This window comes from Caballeronia sp. LjRoot29 (assembly GCF_964252755.1).
GTDB lineage: Bacteria > Pseudomonadota > Gammaproteobacteria > Burkholderiales > Burkholderiaceae > Caballeronia.
Genome location: NZ_CAXUPU020000031.1, coordinates 46,467 through 70,842, shown reverse-complemented (window position 1 = coordinate 70,842; position 24,376 = coordinate 46,467). Strand labels below are relative to the sequence as shown.

General features: G+C 61.3%; 25 protein-coding genes. 11 read left to right on the top strand and 14 right to left on the bottom strand.

Going from position 1 to position 24,376, the window contains the following annotated elements; all coding sequences use genetic code 11:
* Window positions 1-7: 7 nt before the first annotated feature.
* From ACSQ83_RS27285 to ACSQ83_RS27260, 6 genes are all read left to right on the top strand, one after another.
* Window positions 8-1,225 (top strand): acyl-CoA dehydrogenase, encoded by a 1,218-nt coding sequence (locus ACSQ83_RS27285; protein ID WP_436230318.1) that lies wholly within the window; start codon window positions 8-10, stop codon window positions 1,223-1,225.
* A 43-nt stretch (window positions 1,226-1,268) separates the two neighbouring features.
* A complete protein-coding gene (locus ACSQ83_RS27280) occupies window positions 1,269-2,939 on the top strand; it encodes a rhodanese-like domain-containing protein (RefSeq protein WP_436230317.1) in 1,671 nt (556 codons plus the stop codon).
* Between the two features lie 12 nt (window positions 2,940-2,951).
* Complete coding sequence (locus ACSQ83_RS27275; protein ID WP_436230316.1) at window positions 2,952-4,310, top strand: LLM class flavin-dependent oxidoreductase; 1,359 nt, start codon at window positions 2,952-2,954, stop codon at window positions 4,308-4,310.
* Between the two features lie 70 nt (window positions 4,311-4,380).
* Window positions 4,381-5,220, top strand: coding sequence for an ABC transporter permease (locus ACSQ83_RS27270; RefSeq protein ID WP_436230315.1), 840 nt, complete (start codon window positions 4,381-4,383; stop codon window positions 5,218-5,220).
* Window positions 5,213-5,950 carry an ABC transporter ATP-binding protein gene (locus ACSQ83_RS27265; RefSeq protein WP_213766913.1) on the top strand — a complete coding sequence of 246 codons (738 nt, stop codon included), beginning with the start codon at window positions 5,213-5,215 and terminating at the stop codon, window positions 5,948-5,950. The genes ACSQ83_RS27270 and ACSQ83_RS27265 overlap by 8 nt, the downstream gene beginning before the upstream one ends.
* Window positions 5,951-6,006: 56 nt before the next feature.
* Window positions 6,007-7,053: an ABC transporter substrate-binding protein gene (locus ACSQ83_RS27260; protein ID WP_436230314.1), complete on the top strand. Its 1,047-nt coding sequence runs from the start codon at window positions 6,007-6,009 to the stop codon at window positions 7,051-7,053.
* Window positions 7,054-7,062: 9 nt separating this feature from the next.
* Here the strand turns inward: ACSQ83_RS27260 and ACSQ83_RS27255 are convergent, their stop codons facing one another.
* The 4 genes from ACSQ83_RS27255 to ACSQ83_RS27240 all read right to left on the bottom strand — a co-directional run bounded on the left by ACSQ83_RS27255 (window position 7,063) and on the right by ACSQ83_RS27240 (window position 11,897).
* On the bottom strand, window positions 7,063-8,049 hold the full coding sequence (locus tag ACSQ83_RS27255; protein ID WP_414952588.1) for an ABC transporter permease: 987 nt from the start codon (window positions 8,047-8,049) through the stop codon (window positions 7,063-7,065).
* Window positions 8,046-9,026, bottom strand: a complete 981-nt coding sequence (locus ACSQ83_RS27250; RefSeq protein WP_414952589.1) for an ABC transporter permease — start codon at window positions 9,024-9,026, stop codon at window positions 8,046-8,048. Before ACSQ83_RS27250 ends, ACSQ83_RS27255 begins: the two co-directional genes overlap by 4 nt.
* Window positions 9,023-10,585, bottom strand: coding sequence for a sugar ABC transporter ATP-binding protein (locus ACSQ83_RS27245; RefSeq protein WP_436230313.1), 1,563 nt, complete (start codon window positions 10,583-10,585; stop codon window positions 9,023-9,025). Before ACSQ83_RS27245 ends, ACSQ83_RS27250 begins: the two co-directional genes overlap by 4 nt.
* Before the next feature lie 184 nt (window positions 10,586-10,769).
* Window positions 10,770-11,897, bottom strand: coding sequence for a sugar ABC transporter substrate-binding protein (locus tag ACSQ83_RS27240; RefSeq protein ID WP_414967768.1), 1,128 nt, complete (start codon window positions 11,895-11,897; stop codon window positions 10,770-10,772).
* 411 nt (window positions 11,898-12,308) lie between these two features.
* Between ACSQ83_RS27240 and ACSQ83_RS27235 the strand changes: the two genes are divergently transcribed.
* Window positions 12,309-13,037 (top strand): FadR/GntR family transcriptional regulator, encoded by a 729-nt coding sequence (locus tag ACSQ83_RS27235; RefSeq protein ID WP_436230312.1) that lies wholly within the window; start codon window positions 12,309-12,311, stop codon window positions 13,035-13,037.
* 40 nt (window positions 13,038-13,077) lie between these two features.
* Here ACSQ83_RS27235 and ACSQ83_RS27230 read toward each other — a convergent pair whose 3' ends face one another.
* On the bottom strand, window positions 13,078-13,341 hold the full coding sequence (locus tag ACSQ83_RS27230; protein WP_436230311.1) for a hypothetical protein: 264 nt from the start codon (window positions 13,339-13,341) through the stop codon (window positions 13,078-13,080).
* 7 nt (window positions 13,342-13,348) lie between these two features.
* On the opposite strand from ACSQ83_RS27230, the gene ACSQ83_RS27225 reads away from it, so the two are divergent.
* The 3 genes from ACSQ83_RS27225 to leuD are packed head-to-tail and all read left to right on the top strand — an operon-like array spanning window position 13,349 to window position 15,929.
* On the top strand, window positions 13,349-13,822 hold the full coding sequence (locus ACSQ83_RS27225; protein ID WP_436230310.1) for an MFS transporter: 474 nt from the start codon (window positions 13,349-13,351) through the stop codon (window positions 13,820-13,822).
* A 47-nt stretch (window positions 13,823-13,869) separates the two neighbouring features.
* Window positions 13,870-15,297, top strand: coding sequence for a 3-isopropylmalate dehydratase large subunit (leuC, locus tag ACSQ83_RS27220; protein WP_436230309.1), 1,428 nt, complete (start codon window positions 13,870-13,872; stop codon window positions 15,295-15,297).
* Window positions 15,297-15,929 (top strand): 3-isopropylmalate dehydratase small subunit, encoded by a 633-nt coding sequence (gene leuD, locus ACSQ83_RS27215; RefSeq protein WP_436230338.1) that lies wholly within the window; start codon window positions 15,297-15,299, stop codon window positions 15,927-15,929. The genes leuC and leuD overlap by 1 nt, the downstream gene beginning before the upstream one ends.
* A 39-nt stretch (window positions 15,930-15,968) precedes the next feature.
* Here leuD and ACSQ83_RS27210 read toward each other — a convergent pair whose 3' ends face one another.
* The 6 genes from ACSQ83_RS27210 to ACSQ83_RS27185 form a co-directional block, all read right to left on the bottom strand.
* Complete coding sequence (locus ACSQ83_RS27210; protein ID WP_436230308.1) at window positions 15,969-16,241, bottom strand: DUF4148 domain-containing protein; 273 nt, start codon at window positions 16,239-16,241, stop codon at window positions 15,969-15,971.
* 365 nt (window positions 16,242-16,606) lie between these two features.
* Window positions 16,607-17,311, bottom strand: a complete 705-nt coding sequence (locus tag ACSQ83_RS27205) for a hypothetical protein (RefSeq protein ID WP_436230307.1) — start codon at window positions 17,309-17,311, stop codon at window positions 16,607-16,609.
* The gene (locus ACSQ83_RS27200) at window positions 17,298-18,275 is read right to left on the bottom strand and encodes an AAA family ATPase (RefSeq protein WP_436230306.1); all 978 of its coding nucleotides are present in this window, start codon (window positions 18,273-18,275) and stop codon (window positions 17,298-17,300) included. The genes ACSQ83_RS27205 and ACSQ83_RS27200 overlap by 14 nt, the downstream gene beginning before the upstream one ends.
* A gap of 24 nt (window positions 18,276-18,299) precedes the next feature.
* Window positions 18,300-20,303, bottom strand: a complete 2,004-nt coding sequence (locus tag ACSQ83_RS27195) for an integrase (protein ID WP_436230305.1) — start codon at window positions 20,301-20,303, stop codon at window positions 18,300-18,302.
* Window positions 20,300-20,935, bottom strand: coding sequence for a hypothetical protein (locus tag ACSQ83_RS27190; RefSeq protein WP_436230304.1), 636 nt, complete (start codon window positions 20,933-20,935; stop codon window positions 20,300-20,302). Before ACSQ83_RS27190 ends, ACSQ83_RS27195 begins: the two co-directional genes overlap by 4 nt.
* Before the next feature lie 110 nt (window positions 20,936-21,045).
* Window positions 21,046-21,204: a hypothetical protein gene (locus tag ACSQ83_RS27185; protein WP_436230303.1), complete on the bottom strand. Its 159-nt coding sequence runs from the start codon at window positions 21,202-21,204 to the stop codon at window positions 21,046-21,048.
* A gap of 81 nt (window positions 21,205-21,285) precedes the next feature.
* Between ACSQ83_RS27185 and ACSQ83_RS27180 the strand changes: the two genes are divergently transcribed.
* On the top strand, window positions 21,286-21,915 hold the full coding sequence (locus ACSQ83_RS27180; RefSeq protein ID WP_436230302.1) for a TetR/AcrR family transcriptional regulator: 630 nt from the start codon (window positions 21,286-21,288) through the stop codon (window positions 21,913-21,915).
* Between the two features lie 451 nt (window positions 21,916-22,366).
* On the opposite strand, the gene ACSQ83_RS27175 is transcribed toward ACSQ83_RS27180, so the two are convergent.
* The 3 genes from ACSQ83_RS27175 to ACSQ83_RS27165 all read right to left on the bottom strand — a co-directional run bounded on the left by ACSQ83_RS27175 (window position 22,367) and on the right by ACSQ83_RS27165 (window position 24,242).
* A complete protein-coding gene (locus ACSQ83_RS27175; RefSeq protein WP_436230301.1) occupies window positions 22,367-22,597 on the bottom strand; it encodes a hypothetical protein in 231 nt (76 codons plus the stop codon).
* A gap of 74 nt (window positions 22,598-22,671) precedes the next feature.
* On the bottom strand, window positions 22,672-23,571 hold the full coding sequence (locus ACSQ83_RS27170) for a hypothetical protein (RefSeq protein WP_436230300.1): 900 nt from the start codon (window positions 23,569-23,571) through the stop codon (window positions 22,672-22,674).
* A gap of 119 nt (window positions 23,572-23,690) precedes the next feature.
* On the bottom strand, window positions 23,691-24,242 hold the full coding sequence (locus tag ACSQ83_RS27165) for a hypothetical protein (protein WP_436230299.1): 552 nt from the start codon (window positions 24,240-24,242) through the stop codon (window positions 23,691-23,693).
* Window positions 24,243-24,376: the final 134 nt, after the last annotated feature.

The window sequence follows — 24,376 nt, the reverse complement described above, 5'->3', positions numbered from 1 at the left end:
GATGGGAATGACCGATTCGACATTGACGGAAGCATTGCGTGACAGCGCCGTGCAGCCCGGCTCGCCCGCGCTGCGCGAACTGGTGGTTGCCATCGCGGCGGGCGCCGAAGCGCGCGAGCGTGGCGAGGCCGACGCGCGCGAGCCCATCGCACTCGTGCGCGCGGCGCGTCTGGGCGTGTTCCGTTTGCCCAAAGAGGAGGGCGGGGCAGGCGCCACGCTGCCGCAGTTGTACGAACTGGTGCTGGATCTGGCCGAGGCCGATTCAAACATTCCGCACATCCTGCGCAATCACTTCGCGTTTATCGAAAAGGCGTTGCGCGCGCGCCATCTACCGCAATACCAGCGATGGAACCATCTCGTGCAGGACGGCGGCCTCTTCGGTCTCGGTGCGAGCGAACTCGGTACGCAGCATATCGGCGACGGCGATGGCAACACGCGCCTCGAGCCTGCAGAAAACGGTTATCGGCTGACGGGGACGAAGTACTACAGCACGGGGAATCTTTACTTCGATCACATCATCGTGAATGCCAAGACGCCGAACGGGAAGTTCGTCGGCGCGCGCGTGTCGGTCGGGCAACCGGGCGTCGATGTGCGGGATGACTGGGATGGCATCGGCCAGCGCAACACGGCGAGCGGCACGACGGTGTTCACGAATGTCGATGTCGCAGCGGAGGATGTGCTGGTTCTCGCGGACGATACGAAGATCGCGCATCAGGCTACCTTCGCGCAGCTTTATCTCACGACGATCGTCGCCGGCATCCTGCGGCGCATTGCGAAGGACGCCGTGACGCTCGTGCAGAAGCGCGAACGCAACTATTACCACGCGGTGGCCGCGCGACCCGCCGACGATCCGCTGTTGCAGGAAGCCGTTGGCGAGCTGCAGAGCGCGGCGTTCGTGGCCGAGGCCGCGGTGCTGAACGCGGCAAGCGCGCTTGCCGCGGCGTTCGACAGCGTGCTGGCGGGCAAGCCCGACGAAGCGTTGTTCGTTGAAGCCGCGCTGCGCAGCGCGAAGGCGAAGGTCGTGATCGATCAACTGGCGCTCCAGTCGGCGACCCGGCTATTCGATGTCGGCGGCGCGTCCGCCGCGCGCCAGGCGGCGCAACTGGATCGCCACTGGCGCAACATCCGCACGATCGCCTCGCACAACCCAGGTCTCTACAAGGCGCGCGCCATTGGCAACCATGCGGTCAACGGCGTGCCATTGCCTTCCGCAGCGTTCTTCTGAGCCGTCATCTTCCTATCGCCAAATCAAACAAGGCTTCCTTACGATGAGTCAAACGAACACGCCATCGATCACTCCCGCTGCATTGCGCGCCGCGCTGGCCGAACGCCGCGAACTTGCCATTCTCGATGTCCGCGAGGAAGGTGTCACGGCACGCCGCCGCCTGTTCTATTCGTCCATCGCGCCGGTTGGACGCCTGGGCCTGCTTGTCGCGCAACTGGTGCCGCGCTTTGCCACGCCCATCGTCCTGGTCGATGAAGCGGGCGAATATACGTCGCGCGCGGCGGCCTTGCTGGCAGGCTTCGGTTATACGGATGTCTCGATACTGGCCGGCGGCGTGAGCGGCTGGGAAGCGGCTGGATTCGAAGTGTTCAGCGGGACCAACGTGCCGGGCAAGGCGTTCGGCGAGGTGATCGAGCATCGGCTGAAAACGCCGAACATCGATGCATTGACGCTCAAGCGCTTGCAGGACGCGGGCGAGGATCTCGTCGTGCTCGACAGCCGTCCATTCCCCGAATTCAAGACGATGAACATTCCGGGCGGCGTCGAATGCGCGGGCGCTGAACTGGTCTATCGCGCGCTCGCGGCGGCGCCGTCGCCCGAGACGCTGATCGTGGTGAATTGCGCCGGGCGAACGCGCAGCATTCTGGGCGCGCAATCGCTCGTGAACGCGGGCATTCCGAATCCGGTCGCCGCGCTCTCCGGGGGATCGATGTCGTGGCTGTTGTCAGGCCTCGACCTCGAACACGGCCAGATTCGCACGGCGCCTCGTGCCGAGGGCGCTGCGCTCGACCAGGCGCGCACGCTGGCCAAACGCGCCGCCACGCGAGCTGGTGTGGTCGAGATCGATCGCGCCACGCTGACGCGCTTCGAAGCCGAAGCGAACGTGCAGACGCTGTACCGGTTCGATGTCCGTGATCCGCTGGAGTACGTTGCGGGTCATCGCGCGGGCTGGCGTTCGGCGCCCGGCGGCCAGCTCGTTCAGGCCACCGATGAATACGTCGGCACGCTCCACGCCCGCGTCGTTCTCACCGACGACGACGGCGTGCGCGCACGCATGACGGCGTCGTGGCTCGTGCAACTGGGCTATCTCAACGTGTTCGTGCTGGCCGAAGACGACGCATACCGGGCGCTCGAAAGCGGCCTCGAACCCGTGTCGATATTCGGTACGCCCGAGCGTACGCGCTGGATCAACGCCGACCAGCTTGCGCTCGCACTAGACGCTGGCGGCGCGCAGGTCGTGGACGTGGACAGCAGCCTCGCGTTTCGCACCGCGCACATTGCCGGGGCGCGTTTCGTCGTGGCGAGCGCGCTGGAAGACTGGCTGGAGAGGCTCGACCCGTCGCGACAGCTTGTCCTCACGTCCTCCGACGGCGTCCTCGCCGGGCTGCTGGCCGGCCAGTTGCGCGGACGTATCGACGGGGTGGCGGCGCTTCTGGGCGGCACGCAGCGCTGGCTGTCGCTCGGTCTGCCTCATACCGCCGGCGACGAAGGCAACCTCACCGGCGACGACGACGCGTGGTACAGCCCGTATCACCACGCCCCGGATCAGGCGGCGAAACAGATGCAGATTTATCTCGCGTGGGAATTGCAACTGGTCGGGCAGCTCGAACGTGACGGCATTGCGTCGATCGACGTGATCGATTTCGACACGCCTACGCACGCTCGCAGCGAGCAGCGCCTCGCGGCGCTGCAAGGCTCGCCCAACCTCTTGTAAAGCGATAAAACCATGCGTGCGCCACGAACTCTGCATCTGAACACCAACATCACCGGCACGGGCCGCCATCCGGCCGGCTGGCGTACGCTCGACAACGCGAAGTCGATCATCGATCTCCAGTTTTTCACCGAGATCGCGCAGACCGCGGAGCGCGGCAAGCTCGACGCCGTGTTTCTCTCCGATGCCGTTGCGTTAAGCGGGCACGCGCACGGACCGGCCCAGTCGCTCGAACCCACCGTACTCCTAACCGCGCTCGCGGGCGTCACGCAACACGTCGGCCTGATCGGCACGGCGTCGACTACGTTCAACGATCCATACAACCTCGCGCGGCGTTTTGCGTCGGTGGATCATTTGAGCGCAGGCCGGGTTGCCTGGAACGCCGTGACGACCTACGACCCGAACGCGGCGGCGAACTTCAGCATGTCGGGCGCGCTGGACAAAGCGGCGCGTTATGCGCGCGCCGAGGAATTCGTCGATGTCGTGCTGAAGCTGTGGGATAGCTGGGAAGACGACGCGCTGATCGCCGACCGCGCGAGCGGACGCTACGCCGATCCGGCTCGCGTGCATGCAATCGAACACGCGGGCCATCACTTTCAAGTGCGCGGGCCGCTTAATCTTCCGCGCAGTCCGCAGGGACGGCCCGTGCTCGTGCAGGCTGGCGGATCGGAGGCAGGCGTCGCGCTCGCCGCCCGTTACGCCGATGCGGTCTTTACCGCGCAGACCACGTTCGAGAGTGCGCAGGAATTTTATGGCGACGTCAAGGCGCGTGCCGTGGCACAGGGACGTCATGCCGATCATCTGCTCGTGCTGCCGGGGCTGTATCCCGTCATTGGCGGGACGCTGGCCGAAGCGCGCCGGCGCAAGGCCGACATGGACGCGTTGCTCGATCGCCGCGCCGAGCTAGCCAAGTTCGCGCGCGCGCTGGGTATCGACATTGACGATCTGCAACTGGACGCACCGTTGCCCTACGCATTAATCGACAAAGGCAACCGCGCCGATGTCTCCAACGGATTCATCCGCGCGACCGTCCTGCTCGCACGCAGCGACAACCTGACGGTGCGCGATCTGCTGGACCGTAATCCCGGCGCGCATCGGATGATCGTGGGCACGCCCGAGACGATCGCCGACGATATTGAACGCTGGTTCACCGGCCGTGCCGCCGACGGCTTCAACCTCAACGCGGACGTGTTCCCTTCAGGGCTCGCGGCGTTTGTGGATCACGTGGTGCCGCTATTGCAGCGCAAGGGCATCTTCCGCCGCGATTACGAAGGCACCACCTTGCGCGAACACTATGGGCTTGCACGTCCGGCAAGCCGCTACGCCGATCCCGATGCACGCCTGGTCGAGCACACGCCCGAAGCGCTCTCGTGAACGCTATTGAGCGCCATGCCTCGTCTTCGTATCCGTCACTCATTTCCTTTATTTCATTTCAAAGGTGCTTATGTCTAGCAGAGAATCCACTTTGAAGGCGACTGCCGCACCGGATATTGCTCCACCGGCGTTGGCGCCGGCGCCGCGTCACGTGATATTGCGCGAGCCGCTCTTGCGGGCCGTCGTACCGGTGCTGTTGATCGTCGTGTGGCAACTCGTTTCGTCCCTGGGACTGGCCAGCGAGTTCGTGCTGCCTGCGCCCGCGTCGGTGCTCGCGGCTTATCGCGAGTTGTGGCAGTCCGGCGATCTCCAGGATGCGTTGAAGATATCGCTGGCGCGAGCGGCCGTGGGTTTGCTGATCGGTGGCGGTGCGGGCTTGCTGCTCGGCGTGGCGGCGGGTCTGAGCAAGTCCGCCGAACGCGGCTTCGATACCGTCCTGCAGATGGTTCGGACTATTCCCTTCATCGCGCTCGTCCCTATTTTCGTGGTGTGGTTCGGCATTGGCGAAGTGTCCAAGATCGCGCTGATCGTGGGCGCGGCCATCTCGCCGATGTATCTCAGCACTTATCACGCCATACGCGGCATCGACCCGAAGTTGCTGGAGCTCGGGCGCACGTTTCGCCTGTCGCGCGCGCATCAGATCCGGCTCATCATCCTGCCGACGGCGTTACCCGGCATTCTCGTGGGCGTGCGCTATTCGGCAGCCATTGCGCTGCTGGCGCTGGTCGCGGCCGAACAGATCAACGCGAACGCGGGCATTGGCTACATCCTGAATAACGCGAATCAATTCCAGCGCACGGACATCATCATCGCGGGCATTCTGGTCTACGCGGTTCTCGGGATCGGCGTGGATGCATTGCTGCGTTTCATTGAACGCAAGGTTCTGGTCTGGAGGGCGGCTCATGTCTGAACTCGCTTATCAAACGGAGCATGAGGCCGCGCCCGTCGTTGCGAGACTGTCCGGCGTGCGCAAGCGCTATGGTGAGAACACGGTGCTCGATAACGTCGATATCACCGTTCGAAAAGGGGAGGTCGTCGCGCTGGTCGGGCCGTCGGGTACGGGCAAGACCACGGTGCTGCGCCTGCTCGCCGGGCTCGAATCGGCGTCGGGCGGCAGGACCGAAGTGACGGGCAACACGTCGGTTGTGTTTCAGGAGCCGCGTCTGATTCAGGCGCTGCGCGTATGGAAGAACGTCCTTCTCGACGATTCGCTCAAGCCCGATGCTCGCGAACGGGCGCTCACCGCGCTGCAGGACGTCGGCCTCGAAGACAAGCTGGAAAGCTGGCCCGTGAGTCTTTCGGGCGGACAGGCGCAGCGCGTGGCGGTTGCGCGGGCGCTGTATCGCCGTCCCGATCTCATGCTGCTTGACGAACCGTTCAGCGCGCTCGACGCGTTCACCCGCCGCAGCATCCAGAGTCTCGTGCTGAAGCTATGGGCGAAATACCGCTTCGGCGTTGTGATCGTCACGCACGATCTTGATGAGGCGCTGCTGCTTGCCGACCGCATCGTGATCCTGTCGAAAGGGCGGATCTGTCACGAGACGCACGTCGATCTGGCGCGCGAGCGCGACGTGACATCGCCAGAGTTCAATTCACTTAAACGCGACCTGCTCAGACAGTTTTCGCTCAGTCTCTCGTGACGTTTTTCAATCGATTTTCTCCATAGCTCATTTTCCACAGCTCAACCAAGGTATTTATGTCGCTGATGAAATCTTTGCTCGCCGGCCTGACGGGTCTCTTCGCCGTTACCGCGCTGACGCTTTCCGGCACGGCCGGCGCCCAGAATGCGCCGGACTTGAAAAGCACCAAGCTCGTGATTGCGTATCAAGACCCGGCGTTCCCCGCGATGATCCGCAAGTCCGGCGTGGTCAACGGGACGCCATACCAGATCGAATGGGTACTGCTGACTGGACCCGCCGCCAATCTGTCCGCGCTGTATGCAAACCGCATCGACCTGGGGCATATGGGCGACACGTCGCTCACGATCGAACAGGCCAACGCGCGCACCGACTGGACGCAGGATTCGACTCCGCTGCATATTGTCGCCGCGTGGCGCAACGCCTATTCGAAGGATTATCCGCCGGTCATCACGGCGGTTCGTTCGAGCGCGAACATCAAGAACGTGCAGGAGATCAAAGGTCACAAGGTCGGCTACAACTATGGCGGCTACAACCATTCGCAATACCTCGCGACGCTGGTCAAGGCCGGCGTGACGGATAAGGACATCGATGCCATCAAGTTCGCCGATGGCGCGACGTCCGCGGCAGGCTTCAATGCGGGCGAAGTCGACGTGTATTCAGGCGCGCTCGGTCCCGTACTGCCGACCATCAAGTCGGGCGCGGGCACTATTCTGCTGCGCGACCGCGACACGCAGATCCCGGCGCTCAACGTATGGACCACGACGTCGGCGGTGCTGAAGGATCCGGCGAAGACGGCTGCGCTTCAGGATTTTTTCTCGCGTCTTTCGGGTTATTGGGCGTGGCATGACGCGCACCGCGACGAGGTGATTGGCATTCTGAAGGACACGCTGAAAATCTCCGACGAGCGCGCGGCGTTCGAATATCAAGTGCGCAGCGGCAGCTTCGTCAAGTTCGACAAAGGTCTGATCGCTCAAGAGCAGAAGATCGCCGACATCCTGTACGACGGCCACGCAATCAAGAAGAAGGTCAGGGTCGATGTCGAATACGATCCGCAATTCAACGCCGCGCAGAAGGCGGTCTGGCCGATCAAATCCAAGGATTGATTGTTCTTTCTACGCCTCGCGCTTGCTGCGCCCATACAGCAGCAGCATCGCCGCGATCACCACGCCATAGATAATCTGGCGCCCCGCCTCCGGCATCTGCGCAACCGAGAGGATCGACTGCAGCAGCGTGATGAGGATCGCGCCGGCAACTGTACCGAGGTACGAACCCCGGCCGCCCAGAATCGACGTGCCGCCGAGCACGACTGCAGCGATCGCCGGCAACAGGTAGGCATCGCCCATCGACTGCGCCGCTTTCGACGCATAACCCGCGAGTAACACGCCGCCGAGCGCCGCGAATCCGCTGCACACTGCGAACGCGGCCACCGTCACGAGCCGCGTATTGATGCCGGAAAGATACGCCGCGCGCTCTGTGTTGCCGATCGCGTACAGCGTGCGGCCGAAGGTCGTGCGCGCCAGCAGGAACATCGTGGCGCCGCCGATCAGCACCCACAGCGCGACGGCATTCGGTACGCCCGGTACGAGCCAGCCCGAGGCGAGCCATCGCATCACGAGTGGCGCGGAGTCCTGCGGCGACGATCCTCCCGTGTAGACGATCATGATGCCCTGCGCGACCGCATTGGTTGCGAGCGTGGCGATCATCGAAGGAATGCGCAGGAGTGCGACGAGGATACCGTTGACGATGCCGATCAGCACGCCGCAACCGATCCCGACCGGAATCGCGAGGACGTAGCCGAGTTGGCCGTGCCCCGCGACGGCGCACGCCATCATCGCGCCGACTGTGATCGTCCACGGCAGCGACAAGTCGATGTGTCCGAGCAGGATCACCATCATCAGGCCGGTCGCGATGATGCCGAGGAACGCGCCGACCTTGAGCTGCAGCAGGATGTACTCCGGCGACATGAAGTTGCGCGAAAACATCCCGCCCACGAGCAGCAGCGCGACGATGCACCCGAACGCGATAACGATCGGCGGGTCGATCTTGCGCTTGAGCCGCGACACGAACGTGGTCCGGCTGGTTCCGGAAACGTCGCTCATTGGAACCACTCCAGACGGTTGCGGACCCTGAACAACCCGCACGCGCCGATCGAAACAGCGAGCAGAAGAATCACGCCCTGGAACAGCGGCTGCCACAGTGCGTCGACGTTGAACACGAACAGCAAGTCGCCAATAGAACGGAACGCAAATGCGCCGAAGATTGCGCCGATCGCGCTGCCCTTGCCGCCGAGCAGCGACACGCCGCCGATGACCACGGCGGCAATCGAAAACAGCGTATACGAGTTGGCGCTGCCGAGGCTCGCCTCGCCGGTGTCGGTAAAGAACGTTAGAAAGAGGCCGCCAATCGCGGCGAGCAGGCCGGCCAGCGTATAGCTCGCGAACTTCGCGCGGCGGATTGGCATGCCGGACAGGAACGCTGCGGGTTCAGACGAGCCGGTCGCGTACGCCGCGCGCCCGACCACCGAACGTTTGAAAGGAATCCAGACGATTACCACAGTCGCGAGCAGGATCAGCAAGCTGGCCGGCACGCCGCCCGCGACCTTGCCGGTCAGCGCGTCGGCCAGGTCCTCGTTGATCGATCCGCCGGGAACCGGGCGCAGCAGCAGCGCCAAGCCGTAATAGACAGCGCCCGTCGCGATCGTCGTCACGATCGGTTGAAGGCGGCCGTAAATGATGATGATGCCGTTGAGCGCGCCGCACAGTGCGCCGGTCGCGAGCACGCCAACGATGCCGAGCGTGCTATGCAGCGCGTCGCCCGTCACGATCCACGATCCAACGCAATTCGTCAGCACGAGCGTCATGCCGATCGACAGGTCGATGCCGGCTGTCAGCACGACGAGCGCCTGGCCCATCGATACCAGCGCGAGCAGAACCGCCTTGTTCGCTGCCGTCTGGAACACGTTCGCCGACAAGGTCGACGGATAGTTGCAGAGGTAGATCGCGAACATCAGGACGAACAGACCGAACGCGAACGTCGTCCCGCGATTTTCAGCGTACCAGTAACGCAGCCCGCTCATAGCGTGACTCCCAGGGAAGGAGAGACCTGTCCGACGGGCAGATCCAGTGCACTTGCAATCAGGTTTTGCTCGGTAATCTCCGGCCCGGCAAGTTCCTTCTTGATCCGGCCTTCATACAGCACGAGCACGCGGTCGCAGCAGCCGATCAGCTCGTCATAGTCGGTGGAATAGAAAACGATCGCGGCGCCTTTGTCCGCGAGGCGCCTGAGCAACTGATAGATCTCCTGCTTGGTGCCGACGTCGATGCCGCGCGTCGGGTCGCTGAGGAGCAGGATTCTCGGCTGGCGGATCAGCCACTTCGCAATGACCACCTTCTGCTGGTTGCCGCCCGAGAGCGAACTCACGGGCGCGTCGACGCTGAACGACTTGATTGCGAGGAGTTCCATCATCCGGTCGACAAACGATTGCTGGCGGTCGCGATCGATCACGCCTGCGGTGGACATGCGATCGAGCGCGGCAAACGACAGGTTCTCGCGCACCGACATCGGCAGCATCAGGCCTTCGGTCTTGCGGTCCTCCGGAATCAGCGCCATACCGATTTCGTTGGCGCGTGCGACCACGGGGCTCGCGATCGACACGGCCTTGCCGTTGATCTCGATCTTCCCCGCGCAACCGCGCAACACGCCGAACAACGCGAGGAGCAGTTCGCGTTGGCCTTGCCCGTCGAGGCCGCCTAGTCCGAGGATTTCACCGGGCTTCAACGAAAAGCTGATGCCCTGCAGCGTGTCGTTCCAGGCGAGATCACGGCAGGCGAGAACCGGCTGAGCGGCGAGGCGGCGCTCGGGCTTGTCTGCGGGTTTGTCCGGGAATACGTGCTGGTACTTGCGGCCGATCATCATTTCGACAACCTCGTTGTCGGAGCGCGTGCCCGCATCGAAGCTCATCACATGACGACCATTGCGGTAGACCGTGCATTCGTCCGCGAGCGCTTTCACCTCGTGCATCCGGTGCGAGATGAAGAGCAGCGCGAGCCCCTCTTCGCGCAGGCGTTTGAGCACCTCGATGACGCGCGCCACGTCGGCCGCGGTCAACGCGGACGTAGCCTCGTCGAGGATCAGGATGCGCGGCTCGCGCGCAAGCCCCTTCGCGAGCTCGACCATCTGCTGGCGCGACAGCGGCAAGTCCCGGACTTTTGCTAGCGGATTGATGTCGCCCGCGCCTGCTCGTGCAAGCGCGGCTTCGGCCTGGCGGCGCTGGGCCCGGCGGTCGATCATGCCGAAGCGTCGCGGTGGGTTCGAAGCAAAGATGTTGTCCGCCACGCTCAAGTCAGGGATCAGCGACAGCTCCTGATACACGCAGACGATGCCGGCCGCGTTCGCTTCGGCGGGCGACGCGAACGAGACTTGATGACCATCGAGGTGCATCGTTCCCTCATCCGGCTGCACGACGCCGGACATCACCTTCAGCAGCGTGGACTTTCCCGCGCCGTTCTCGCCGAGGATCGCGTGGATGCGACCGCTGCGCACTGTCAGTTCCGCATGATCCAGCGCGATGGCGCCGCCGTAGCTCTTCGACACGCCGGACATCTGAAAGAACGACTGCTCTTCGCCCTGCCGCATGCTTCGTCTCCTGTCGATCGGAGTTAGCGCTTCAGCGCCTACTCCGATCCCATGCAGTTGCGTTCGATCGGAGTTAGCGCTTCAGCGCCTGCTCCGATCCCATGCAGTTGCGTTCGATCGGAGTTAGCGCTTCAGCGCCTGCTCCGGTCCCATGCAACTACCATTACGCCGCCGGTCAACCCGATCACTGATTGCCCTGGTCCTGCTTCATGATTTCCTGCGCGGAGAAATTGATGCCGCACGTCGGAAACGAGTTGCCGACAAAGAAGTTGTCGGACTCACTCGGGAAATAGTTGACGCCCGCCTTAAGCTGCGAATCGTCGGTGACGTCGAGCGGCAGCTTGATCGCGACCGGGATTGTCTGGCCGTCCAGCGCAGCGAGCGCCGTCTTGATCGCCACGGCCACCTGCCCGGGTCCGCTGCCCGCTGACGTGCATTTCAGGCCCTGGCTCCCATACTGTGCACAGAGCTTGCGAAAGCCGTTCTCCGTTTCGCCACCGAACGGCACGAAAGGATGTTTCGCGTCGATCATCGCGCGCACGACACCCGTGTCGCCACCCTGCGCCGACATTCCATCGAAATGGCCCTGCACGGCAATCGCGTCGGCGACGGCCTTCTGCGCGACCCCGTCGTCCCACTTGCCATAAACCTGGACGTTGTCCCACTTCTTGCCGGTCGCGTTCAACGTATTCTGGAAACCATTGTGCCGGTCAGTGTCGACCGACGTGCCCGCTACCCCGCGGATCTCGAGCACCTTGCCTCCGTTCGGCAAGTGGCCAGCGAGCCACTTGGCCCACAGCACGCCGAGCCCGTACTGGTCGACATCGACGTTGATCGCATCTTCGCTGTCTAGCGTGTTGTCGAACGCGATCAGCACGACGCCCGCTTTCTTCGCGCGGCGGATCGCGGGTCCGAATGAAGCGGGATTCTGCGCGTCAACGATGATCGCGTCATAGCCGGCATCGATGAAATTGTTGACCGCCGAGATCTGCGCCGGGACGTCCTCGCCCGTTGAGACAACCTTGAATTCCTTGAGCTTGGCGGCGACGGCCGGTTGCGCCGTATAGGCCTTGGCGGTCTTGATCATCTGGATCCGCCAGGTGTTCGCGATATAGCCATTCACGAGCGCGATGCGGTAGGGCCCGCTTTTCTTCGGATACTTAACGAATTTCGTGTCGCTCTTCCATGGGACCATGCACGTGGGATCGCTGGGCGGCCCGGAAACGATCGATGCCTGCGCGAAAGCCGTGCTTGCACACAGCGCCAATGTCGCGGTCGCCGCCGCTCGAAGCACCTGGATTCCTGAAAGCATGTTGTCTCCTGTTTTTTGGATTGAACTTACCGGTTGCCGGCGCACATTGCTTGACGTGACTGACCGGCTCGGCGTGCGTAACGCAGGCAATCTTGCGGATGCTGCAGCGGGACCGAATCGGACTTGCCGAACCAGCGGCTTGGCCCCTTCAAAGATGCCCCTTCGAAGCGAAACAGGGGGCATACGCGGACGCCTCCCGGCCTGACAGTACTGGCATACCAATCCGCCCGCGATAGTGGTTTACCAGTGAGAAAGGGGCACTGCGCGATAGGGCTGAAACCCCGCCATTCCCTTGCTTGATGGGCGAATACAGTCCTGCGGCAAGCAGGCGCGGTGCTGCGCAAAATTGGTGTACCATTTCCGCGAACTTCAACCGCCGCCGGGCGGCTTCAACGATTTCGAGAATCCTGGATGGCCGATCTTTCGCACACGTCAACCGGCCGGGCCGCCGATGCGGACGCGGCCGACCGTACCTATGTCGGGCTGGCGAAACAGATATACGAACTGATCACGGCTGGCGACGTCGGGCCCCGTGCCCGACTGCCTTCCGAGCGAACTTTAGCCGAGCGTTTCGGCGTAAGCCGCACGCTGGTGAGGGAGGCGATCATCGCGTTGGAAATGCAAGGCGTGGTCGAGGTGCGTGTAGGGTCGGGCATCTATGTGGCCGAAGCGCCCGAGGCGCGCTCGGTCACGTTCGAACTGCTGCGCGGGCCAGGCCCGATCGAGACGCTGCGCGCGCGGGGCGTGATCGAAAGCGGAATCGCGGCGCTCGCTGCGACCGAACGCAAGGATTCTGACCTCGACCTGCTCTTCGCTGCGTTGCGCGCAATGCGCGAAAACATGGATGACAAGGCCGCGAATGAGGCTGCTGACCGCGAGTTCCATCTGGCGATTGCGCGGGCGACGGGGAACGAAATGCTCTGGCTCGTGGTGAGCGCGATGTGGGACAACTCCCGGGCCGACCCGTTGTGGAAAAAGATTGAGGAGCACTTTCATACGCCGGCGTTGCGGTCGGCTTCACAGGAAGACCACCAGCGCATCTTTTCAGCCATCGTGGCACGCGACTCGGCCGCTGCGCGCTCGGCGATGCAGTCGCATCTCGCGCGCGTGATCGGCGAATTCACGAAGGCCTGGCGTTAGCTCAGCTTTGGCTATTCGAAATTCTGGCCTGGTTAAGCTTTCAAGCGAGACCGACGGGGCGTTTTTGCGCGGCTTGAGCGAACATATCGCTGAATTGATCGAGTACGACGAGCTCACCGCGGCCGGCGCGCGTGATGCGATAGAACGAGAACTCGACGGCGGGATGCATCTGGTCGACGCGCACTTGATAGTGCTGACAAATATGTTCGCAGAACGAGGGCATGACGGCGACGCCGAGCCCCGCGTGCGCCATGGCGATGGCAGTCTGCATATGAGCGACCACGATGCGCTTTCCAGAGGTCACCTCTTCCTTGGCAAGCGTCGCCTCGATCAGTCTTTGCCGCTATGTCGATCGTCATGGCGTGTTGGCCGTGATCGCGCTGCCGGCCATCGGCTGCCCGATTGTCGCGCTGCTGGGCACGGGGATGTCGGAGACATGGCTCACTGTCGCCGTGTTTTTCACGGGCTTCTGCGTGGTCGGCGCGCAGTACGGACTCTATGCGGTGGCCGGGATGATCTATCCCACGTCGTTTCGTTCAGCGGGTGTCGGAAGTGCAATTTCGATCGGCAAGATCGGGTCGGTGTCGGGGCCGGTCATCGGGGGAATGCTGCTCTCCATGCATCTGCCGGTATCGGACCTGTTCTACGCGGCAGCGGTTCCGTTCGTCATCGTCGCGGTTTTTTCGGCCGTGCTGGCAACGTTGTATCGCGCCCGGTTCGGCGCTGATCACGCCGCGGGTGCCGCTTCGTCCGAACGGGTCGAGCACTTAGTCAAGCCATCGTGAGCGCCTGCCGGTAACGGCTTTTTCTAATTGACCCAGAAGGGAAGTTGATGGGCCGTACTCTCTACGACAAGATCTTCGAGGCCCACACGATCCGCGCGCAGGCGGACGGCATGTGCCTGCTTTACATCGACCGGCATCTGATCAACGAGGTGACAAGCCCGCAGGCATTCGAGTCGTTGCGACTTGAACGGCGCATGGTGTGGCGTCCGCGAGGGAACTTCGCGGTCGCCGATCACAACGTGCCAACCACCCGCCGCGACGAAGGCATCACCGACGAAATTTCGCGAATCCAGGTTGATGCATTGCGCGCGAACTGCGCGGCGAATGAGATCGTGCATCTTGGTATGGATAACGAACGACAGGGCATCGTCCATGTCGTTGGGCCCGAATTGGGCATCACCTTGCCGGGCATGACGATCGTGTGTGGTGATCCGCATACCAGCACCCATGGCGCGCTCGGCGCACTCGCGTTTGGAATAGGGACTTCGGAGATACAGCACGTCCTCAGTACACAAACGCTGCTGGTCCGGCGCAGCAAGAATCTGCGCGTGACAATCGAGGGTCGTCTACCAGCAGGCTGCAGCGCGAAAGATCTCGCGCTCGCGGTGATTGGTCGTATTGGCACGGCCGGCGCGACGGGCCATGCGATCGAGTACGGCGGCGCGGCCGTGCGCGACTTGTCAATGGAAGGGCGCATGACACTCTGCAATATGTCGATAGAAGCGGGCGCCGTGGCCGGGCTGATCGCCGTCGATGCGACCACCCTGCAGTACTGCCGTGAACGGCTCTATGCGCCTCAAGGCAGCGACTGGGATCGCGCGGCGCTGGAATGGATGGCGTTGCAGTCGGACCCGGATGCTCGATTCGATGCCGAAGTCGTGATGAATGCGTCTGAGTTGTCGCCGCAGGTCACGTGGGGCACATCGCCGGACATGGTTGTGGATATCACCGGCGTGGTGCCCGATCCTGCTCTTGTCAGCGAGCCTGGGCGGCGCGCGTCCTGTGAGCGAGCACTCGAATACATGGGTCTGACGGCAGGCACTCCGATCGAAAGCATCGTGCTGGATAAAGTGTTTATCGGCTCATGCACGAATGGCCGGATTGAAGACCTGAGGGCTGCGGCGAGCGTGTTGCGCGCGCTCGGTGGCCGTGTTGCTTCCACCATCAAACTGGCGCTCGCGGTCCCGGGTTCAGGCGCGGTCAAGCGTCAGGCGGAAGCAGAAGGATTGCACGCCGTCTTCATGGCTGCCGGCTTCGAATGGCGTGACCCCGGTTGTTCGATGTGTCTCGCGATGAACGCCGACCGCCTTGAGCCGAACGAACGGGTTGCGTCGACGTCCAACCGCAACTTTGAAGGGCGCCAGGGCGCGGGCGGACGCTCACATCTCGTCAGCCCCGCGATGGCAGCGGCCGCTGCGCTGCGCGGGCATTTCATCGATATCCGTACTTTCGCTCCGGATGGGGTGCTGCAATGATCGAAGCTTTTTCCAGCCACACAGGTTTAGTGGTGCCACTGGATCGCGATAATGTGGACACCGACGCGATCATGCCCAAGCAATACATGAAGTCCATCGCACGCCTGGGATTCGGTCCGTATGTTTTCGACGAATGGCGCCATGAGGATGTTGGTTATTACGGCAAACCGGCGAGCGAGCGTGTAATAGCTGCGGGTTTTGTGATGAATCGAACGCGTTACGCCGGCGCGTCGGTGCTGCTGACACGACGCAACTTTGGTTGCGGCAGTTCCCGCGAGCATGCGCCGTGGGCGCTGTTTCAATACGGCTTTCGCGTGCTGATCGCCGAAAGTTTCGCCGATATTTTCTATAACAACTGGTGCAAGAGCAAGATGCTGCCCATTGTGTTGAATGCGCAGGATATAGAAACGTTACTGGCACAAGTCAGTGCTGTTCCCGGTTACGCACTGAAGGTCGACCTGCCGGCTCAGACTGTCACTACGCCAGATGGCACGACCCTGCATTTCGATATTGCGGCCTCGGTCAAGGCGCGCCTTCTTGACGGCACGGACGACGTGGATGACACCTTGTTGCTGGCATCGGAGATCAAGGCGTTCGAGGAGCGGCGGCTAAACGAGAGGCCGTGGTTGTGAAGCTTTGCCGTGGTTCCGGGCGTGATGCCGACACGCGCTCTAGTCACCGGATGTTGATGTACCGCTTGTTGACGCACCGTAAGACGTGGATTCAGTTTGCCTTTGCGCGGCCAATTTCTGTTGAGCCCGTTGCAGACTTTCCGGGTAGTCAACCTGGTCGTTCGCGGTTGGATCGAATCCTGCCTGTTTGAACTGAATAAAGTCTGCCTTCACTGCTGCACGAGTGGGTGCGCCGTTGTCTTGAGCGATGGCGAAAGCGGGGAATACGATTGCGACGGCGAGCACTGCCGACGTAAAAAATAACCGGGTCATTTCGTGTTCCTGCGAGCGGTGGTAGTAGTGGAGAACATTTTTGTTAGCCGGCATATTTTGCGATTCAGAATTTTATTAGTATAACTACCAATTTGATTTTTTCGAAAATTAAATAATTGCGGAAAATTACACTTTGACCCAGCCATGAAGCGTTCGACGGGCTTTAAGCGCCAGCTTCCTTATGCGCGAGCCGTGCTTCGGTTTCGGCTAGTACGGTTACGGTGTGTTCTCCTAGCGCCGGAGTCGTAGACCGAAATAAATCTGTCACAAGTTCGCAACTAAATCTGTCAATTCGCCTAAATGCAGCGCCGGCGGCGAGAAAAACCACGAGAATTCAACAGGTTGTCGGACGCGAATTAAAAGTGTCACCGCCTCATGGGGCGTAAGTCGTCATCCGGCGACCGTGGACGTTGCTCAGGACGAGGGACGTCCATATTGTCGTCCGAGCGAACACGCAATCGATGACTGATGGCAGCGCGGTCCCGCCTGCGCATTGCCGGGGTTGTCGAAAGTAGCGAAAGGCGCCCGTAGCTGAAGTGCGAGTGGCACGAGACGCATCGGAACGGTGCTTCGACGAGGCTGGTGTTGACGATGTAGGGCGTCTCTTCCCCACAGTGCAGGCATCGCGTTTCGAGCGATTGCCGATGCGCAGGACAACGGTCTTCATCGTTGAGTTGATACAGCACACTGTGGTAGCCATGTGCCGCGCACTGTCGGCAATACCGGAAAGCGGGGTGGTAGCGACCAGGGACCGCCGCGTCGAGCAGCGATGCGTGCAGCACGTTCTCGGGCAGGCGCAGCAGACGACGAAGGCGCATGAGGTTGACGACCTCGCGCACAGGAGCCACGCCTACAGACGGGTCAATATCGGGGTCTATCAGTTGAACGAGGAAATCGGCAGCGAGTGCGTTTGCACAGCCGAACTTCCACAGAATCGAGACCAGTGATTCTCCCGGTACTAGCCATTTGAGATTGAAGACGCTCCCGAGCGCCAGACGGAATTCGCGCTCGTCAAACGCCAGAATCGGGAAACGAGGCGGCTTAAGCGCCGCCGGGTTACGCCGTCGCAAGCACGCGTCCGGTGGCATGCCGAGACTGAACGTAACCGCAGTGACGTACCGAGTGAGTCCACAAAGCTGCGTTGGGGCAGTAGCCTGGTGCGTCCTTGAGCTCGCTGTCCTTGAGCACGATCTCGACAGCGCGTGCGAATGATTCCATGGGCAAGTCCAGGATCCCCGGCAAGCTCGCCTTGTGGTGTGCGTCCTCGAACGCCTGCCACAGAACGGCGGCGTCGCTGGTCAGTCGATAGCCGGCGTCGAAGGACTGAGGCACATAGAAGCGTGTGAAGCTCCAGGGGGTCCGCTCGGGATAGGCGGTCTGGTCGTAACCATTAAGGCACGTTGCGACATCCTCGGCGTTGCGGATGCCGGAGAAGGCAAGTTCTTCGACCATGAGACGGGCGACGATCTGCGTCTTGTGCGCAACCTGGAGTGCCGTCTTCTGTGCAAGCAGTTCCTCCTGTCCAACGAGAAACGTGAAAAGTTTGATTTGCTGACGATCGAGCGCGTCGTGCACGTCCCGCAGCCATTCGTACTCGTGGTCATTCAGTCTCTGCGCCTCGTCGCAGAACAGGATCACGGTGCCACTTCCTGCCCTGGCGGCGGCCTCGCGAATGCGCAACGAGAGTCGCGTTCGTTTGGTCGACGTTGTGCCGGCATTCGGACAAGTGTCGCCGACCGCCTCAAGCAGCGTTGCGAAGAACGGGCCCTCGGCGTGCCGCGGCTTGTGCTCGCACTGCGCATGGTACGTGGTGATCTTCGGGTATTCGCGTGCGAGTAGAAGCCGCACGTATTCGATGGCGCGGGTCTTGCCAACCCGCGACGGGCCATAGATGAGCGCACCCATGATCCGGTAGCGCAGACAGCGCGTGACGAGGTCGTAGAAGCCTTCAATTGCGGGTGTGGCGAGACGATAATTGCCAGTGACGAGTGGATGCAGCGATGGATCGACCGGACGCGGTATCTTAAGCGACATGACACACTCCCTAAAATGACGACGTTAAAAGACTTGGCCAGTACCAATCGAGAGCTTTCGTGGACGCACCGGCGTGGGTGGTGGAAGTGAGGCGAGCCCGTCGGTTTGCGATTGCGTCGATGATTGCGTGCGCGCTGTAACTGCAGTTTCGCTCTCGGCGGGACGGCTCGGCCCGAGCGGCGTGCGTACGGTCGATGCCGACGCCAGCGACTGCTTTGTACGGGCAAGATCGGTCGCCGCCTTGCGCGTCTTCTTCGCCTGTGTGAACTTCTCCTGAACGTAGGCTTCGATCGGATTCATGCCGACGTCAGAGAATCGCTGGCGCTTGCCTGACTGTTTGCAGATCTCCTGACGTAGCTTGAGGTTGTGCGGCACCAACTGCCACGCGCCCTGAGCGTCAAGTACGCCCAACTCCGTGCCATCCGCGAGAAAGGCCCGTACGGAGCGAAGATCGTCCGCGTTCATATAGATCAGCAGACGCTGGCCGATCAGATGCGTACTGGCAGCAAGCACACGGTTTGTGTAACGGACGCGGTAAAGGTTGATGTGCGGACGCACACCCTGCCCGATATAGGCCCGAACGCGGCACTGCCTTGCCGATTGCATCAGACAGAGCGTTCGGCGACGCTGTTCAGCGAGCCACGCCAGCAGCGTTTGCCTGCTGCGCACGAAGTACTCCATGGCTTCCAGCGGCGTCGCGTTGTTGAGGCCGGTGTGGGGTGTACCGTTGTAACTTGAGATGGCGCACTCAACCAGTTCACCCAATTCGTCAAGGGAGACGTAGAGGCGCAGGTCGCCTTTAGGATCAGCGAGTGCCCGACGCAGGTCTCGTGGATGAGAACCGGTGTAGCCGGGTAACCGAGATGAGAGGCGACTGGCGATCGTGCCGAAGAACCTCTCGATATAAGGCCGTTCGTCGGGACTGTATTTCGGTCCGGCGTCAGCCACGCAGCCAACGAACTCGCATAGCGCCGTCAAGGTCTCATTCGCGAGATTTGCCTTCGCGTTGTCGAGCTTCATCCATTCCCAGGTTGCATACGCCAGTTCAGGCAGGCGCTCCGACGGAAAGCCGTCCTGCGTTCCACGGGCGAGGCCAGCTATCGTGAACGCCCGCGCGTGATGAGGTTCGAGCGCATTCTCGATTGTCTTGATGACGTCGTAGCGGCTGTATTCTCTGGCTAACGCGATGTGATAACCGAGCACGGCGCGCGTACACACGTCTATGATTGCAAGGAGCCAAACCCTCTCCATCTCGAATTCGTGTGCAAAGCCGAGTGGATCGCGTACGACAACCTTGAGCCGGATGTCGAGCCGGTGGCCGTCGAATTCGACGACCTGATACGGACGCGTCGCCGCGGGCGTACCTGCTGCGTCGAGGCGAGGCAAGCCCTTGAGGTGCGGCGCTCCGGCCGAGCGGGCCGCCGTCCCGAACGTGCGCAACATCTCATCCTTTAAGCGTCGTGACAGCGAACGAAGTGCACGGTCGGCTGTGTTGAACGGATAGTCACCTGCCGTCAACCCTACCGACCGACATTGGTGCAGGAAGTCATCGTGTAGCGATTGCAGACCGCGCAGGCGAGTTCGTAAGTGACCGTCGGTATGTATCTGCTCAAGCAGTACCCTGCGACGTTTGACCTGAAGAAGCAGCCATCCTGCAAGCGCCGGATAGCGTTCAAAGAGTTGCGCCAGAGCGCCAGCGGCGCCTCGACTGCCGCGTTCGCCGTGCACCTGTACGTCGCGCACTCGCTCATAGTCTGCGATGCGCATGTAGCGGATAAGTCCCCGAAAGCCGAAAGGGCGCCCGTCAGGATGCTGTTGCTGCGCGCGTTCGAGCCAGCGGTACAGTTGACGGCGATTGATACCGGCGGACTTCTCAATTTCCCTGATCGCTTCCCCGGCGACGTAGCGCAATATGGCCTGTTGGCGCTTCTCGAACATGTTCCGCGTCGCCTGGTCAAACTCGGTATAGGCGACAGTGGGCCAGGCGCTAACGTCGATCGCCTGCAGATCTGGTTTGCGGCGATTCATAAGGTTGCCTCCGTAGCCACGAATGGGGTGAGCAGGGACAGGGGTTGCGTTTGAAGCTCGTGTGAGCTGACCCGGCCGTCATGAAGCAGACCAAACAAGGCAGCGCGAACCAGAACAGGATCGGTGGACGAGAATTCCCGCTCGATATCGAGCAATCGTTGAGATTGCTTCAGGAAACGGGCGATCGTTCCGGACAGCGTTGACGGAATGAGACCGCGATTGGTGACAAGGTAGGGGAGCATCCGCTGCCAGTTGTCAAGCCATACACGCGCAGCGGCTAGTTCAGCCGGCGCGACAAACCGGATCAGTAACTCGTTTTCCTCATCGTCGCAGGGGAATGCTGTAACCGATCCATCAATTTCAGATTCTATGAGGATAACTAATTCTCGCAGATCGACGTAATGGACCCAGAAGTCAGCGAGACGACGGGATCCGTTGATCATCACATAGCCTGGGCGTTCGCAGAACGCGATCACTTTGGGATTCGTCTCAAGGAGCAGCCATTGGTCGAGCAGCGGACGCCGGTAAAACATGACGCGGCGCGCAAGCTTCGGGCTGAATGCCTCGAACCGGTGGGCGCCGCGTGGACGGGCGAGCGCGACCGGCTCCGGAATATACAGAGAATTTTCCATAAGTCAGGGCCTTACGGACGGGATTCGAAGTGTAGGAGGCGAGGTGACGAATTTAATACGGACTTATGCGAATTGACGCTTTTATTTCGTTCGGACTGTAAGCGATAATGTCACTTCAACGGCGCATCGGCCCGATATTTCGAGGCTCCGTCGGTGACACATTTAATTTGGCCTACGCCTCGCTGGAGCGCCTGCTCCACGAACTGCTCTCCCAGCCCGCCGTTGGCTCCTGTGATGAATACCGTCCTACCGTCGAGTGACTGCTTCATGTATTCTCCTGTCGAAACGGGGATTCTCCCCAGAACGAACAATATACGGGGGCATTCCCCACTTTGTCAAAGAGAGATGCCATGTCTGCTGCTCGCAGTTCCCCGGAAAGAGCACCTCGCGCGTTGCGCGCCGACGCGCAACGCAATCGCGACGCGATCCTCGTCGCGGCCCGCGAGACGTTCGAGGAAGAAGGCGTGCTGGCGTCCCTCGACGGCATCGCCGTCCGTGCTGGCGTCGGCAACGCTACGCTTTATCGGAATTTCCCGACTCGAGACGACTTGCTCGCTGCAGTCATGGAAGCCAATATTGAGGCCGCGCTCGCCGAGGCCGAAGCGCTCTCGGGTTCGCTAGGTCCACGCGAGGCGCTTGCGGAGTGGCTGCTACGATTGACTTGGCAACTGCGCATCTGGCATGACTTGCCCTATTGCGTAGCCAGCGCACGAAGCGATCCGGAATCGTCGATGAACCCGGCGAGCACGCGGCTGATAGAGAAGACCCGCGTGCTTCTCGATGAAGCCAAATCCGCAGGCATGGCGGTGAAAACTGTGACGGCAGAAGATCTCTTCGAACTGGTCACGACCTTATCGTGGGGCGTCGACCGCTTCGGCGACGATGAGCAAGCTGCCCGCAGGCGGGTGGCCATTGCGACCGCGGGCATTTTCACAATGCATGAGGTTCCGAGCGCGCTGAGCCCCAGGAGGCGTCGTTGAATGGGCGTCTCGTGGCGATTGCAGAACCATAAACTTGCGCTCGCGAAAGACTCCTGTTCTGTGCCAAGCAGCCGTTGGCATGCTGCATAGGAGCGATGAAGCGGTCGACGACAGCCCCACACGCGACGCGGCCGGTGTCTGTTTTGCGGCGCGCAATTGATGAGGTCGAAAGTCGGCAGCGGATCGGCAAGAGCATTCGATTGTCGATTTCTGATCGCCGAAAAAAACTGAAAGGACCGCCGATCTACCTTAACTGCGGAGGCGGTCCCCTACCTCCCATGCGCTCGAACGGTTAAGCCTAAACCTGTTTTTTCTGCCTGCTGGAGAAGCGAGGGAGACACAGAAACCGAAGCTGCGCGATGCGACGGACATTTCAAGCCGGGCGCGCGAGTGACGCTTACTGCCCATCTCTTGACGGGTAACGATTTAGGGCGACTGAACTGAATTCTCTTTAATTCCGCTGTATATCGGCGACCAACTCCTTCAAAGCTTCGATGCCAGCGGTCGTGAATGCGGTCACTGCAACCAGTCCGTCACCTTGAGCGTCCATGTGGTCAATCAAACCTAGGCAACCATCCTCCGGCTCCAGATTCATAAGCGCCAATTCTTCCAGCAATGCCTGCGGTTCGCCCAACATCTTCGCGACATATGCGATCGTATAAACGTCGGGTGTTGCGCCCATCTGATGTGCTCCTAAGCAATTTTGCGAACATCACGGCGCTCGTTTCGCAAACATGGCGGTCGCGGGGTGAACAATTAGCCGCCCAGACTTACCATGATCGGTCGCCGTTTTACGGTACAGCGCGACAGAATTTTCTGCCAACCGTTTCGCGCTCTAACAGCCTCGGCGAGAATATCAAGATATTCGCTGTGATCGACCCTGTCGTCGCTTGGAAGTCCATGCTCCGCGTGCTGTTTAAGCAGGGCTTCTCGATCGCTACGACTAGGTGCTGTCGAACTTATTCGGCTCCAGGCTTCGCATGCCCATGCAAAGGTCTCACGCACGCGAAAGTCGATATCGAGAAGATACTCGCTGCGAGGCCGGTGGCCTAAACCGGCAGCGGACCTTCTGCAATTATGAAAAACATGCGCTGCCTCGTGAACGACGAAGTCAGCGAAAGGGTCGGTCTCCCGGAAGTACGCCATCGAAACGTAGCAGGTCGTCTCCTGGCTCAAACCGACGACGTTGCACCCCTGCAAAGAGAGCGTTGGTAGCTCCAGGCTCTCCAAGTATATGTTCGCCACATGCCACGCTGTAGATAGCCAGCGCTCAGTCTGAAGGGCCTTCAGTGTGGTTGTAGGCGTGAGGAACACAATGCTATTTGCCAGCAGGTGTAGGACGGCTGCGCGCTCGTTTGCATCGAACAGTCCATACACGATCGGCCGCAATCTGTTGCTGCTCCATGCATACAGGTCATTTGGAACACAGGGCGAAAACTGAACGCCGGCTGAACGGCGCATAGTTTCCGACAAGAGAGCCCTGCGCAGCTGCTGGGTAGCCTGTGTGGCGGTGTCAACAAAATCCGAGCCAGGCCACCCGTTGAAAAAGGCGTCATATTCGCCTGTAAGCAGGTAGCGCTGGACCTCGCCATCAATCCACCGCGACGTACCAACCTGCAACGATGCTGGTAACTTCGCTCTGGAAGTGCATTTCATGCTTACCTAACCCCTCGGTAGAGACGTAGCATTTGCGCTTTATCGTATCATCCGCGCTCGGAGCTGGTTTCATCGCAGGATCGAACCAGCTGGTTGTGGCCACGAATGAGCCTCATCAATCATTCCGCACTGCAAGAGGATCGCCTCAGCGGCTGTCGCGGCCGCGCAAGCGGGGCATTGGATTCTTTGAAGCCTGTGCCTAGCGTAGTGCTTCGGCTGGCCGACTCTGCGCCATCAACGCATCGACTCCCCAACTGCGGTAATGCCACCAGTTGAAGCGCGCTATCCACCAGTCGGATCAATTCGTCGTAGCGTTGAGCGCCGTAGAGCGCGCTCAGGCAAGCAGTCGTGCCGGTGAAGAACTCGCCGTGGCCGTCAGGGCCTAACACACGTGTAGTCGTCCCTAAAAGCCGCTCCGCCCAAGCCGAGGCGATCGATGGCGTCACGCATAACTGGCCCCAAAAGTCGTCTAAGTGTTCGATGTACGGCATCCGATCTTCTTGCAGCGCATCGAATAGCCGCTCAAGCCATGCTTCGCGCACGGATTCTGTGTCGTCTGGCGCGGCAATGATCGGGACGAGCACGTCGATGGCGCGATTCACCGCGCTTCCCAGCGCACCCGAGGAGCTGTCGACCTGCTCCAGCGCGGGCGAGAGCTTTTCGGTAAGCAAAACAGCGCCCTCGGCCGCAAGAAGAGGGTCGGTGCGGGCCGCGCGCTTAATCTCTGTTACTGCTTCCTTCAGACGTTGAATCGGCAACGCAGAGCGCCAACCGAAAGCCTGACGTCGAAGTTGTGGGGGCTACT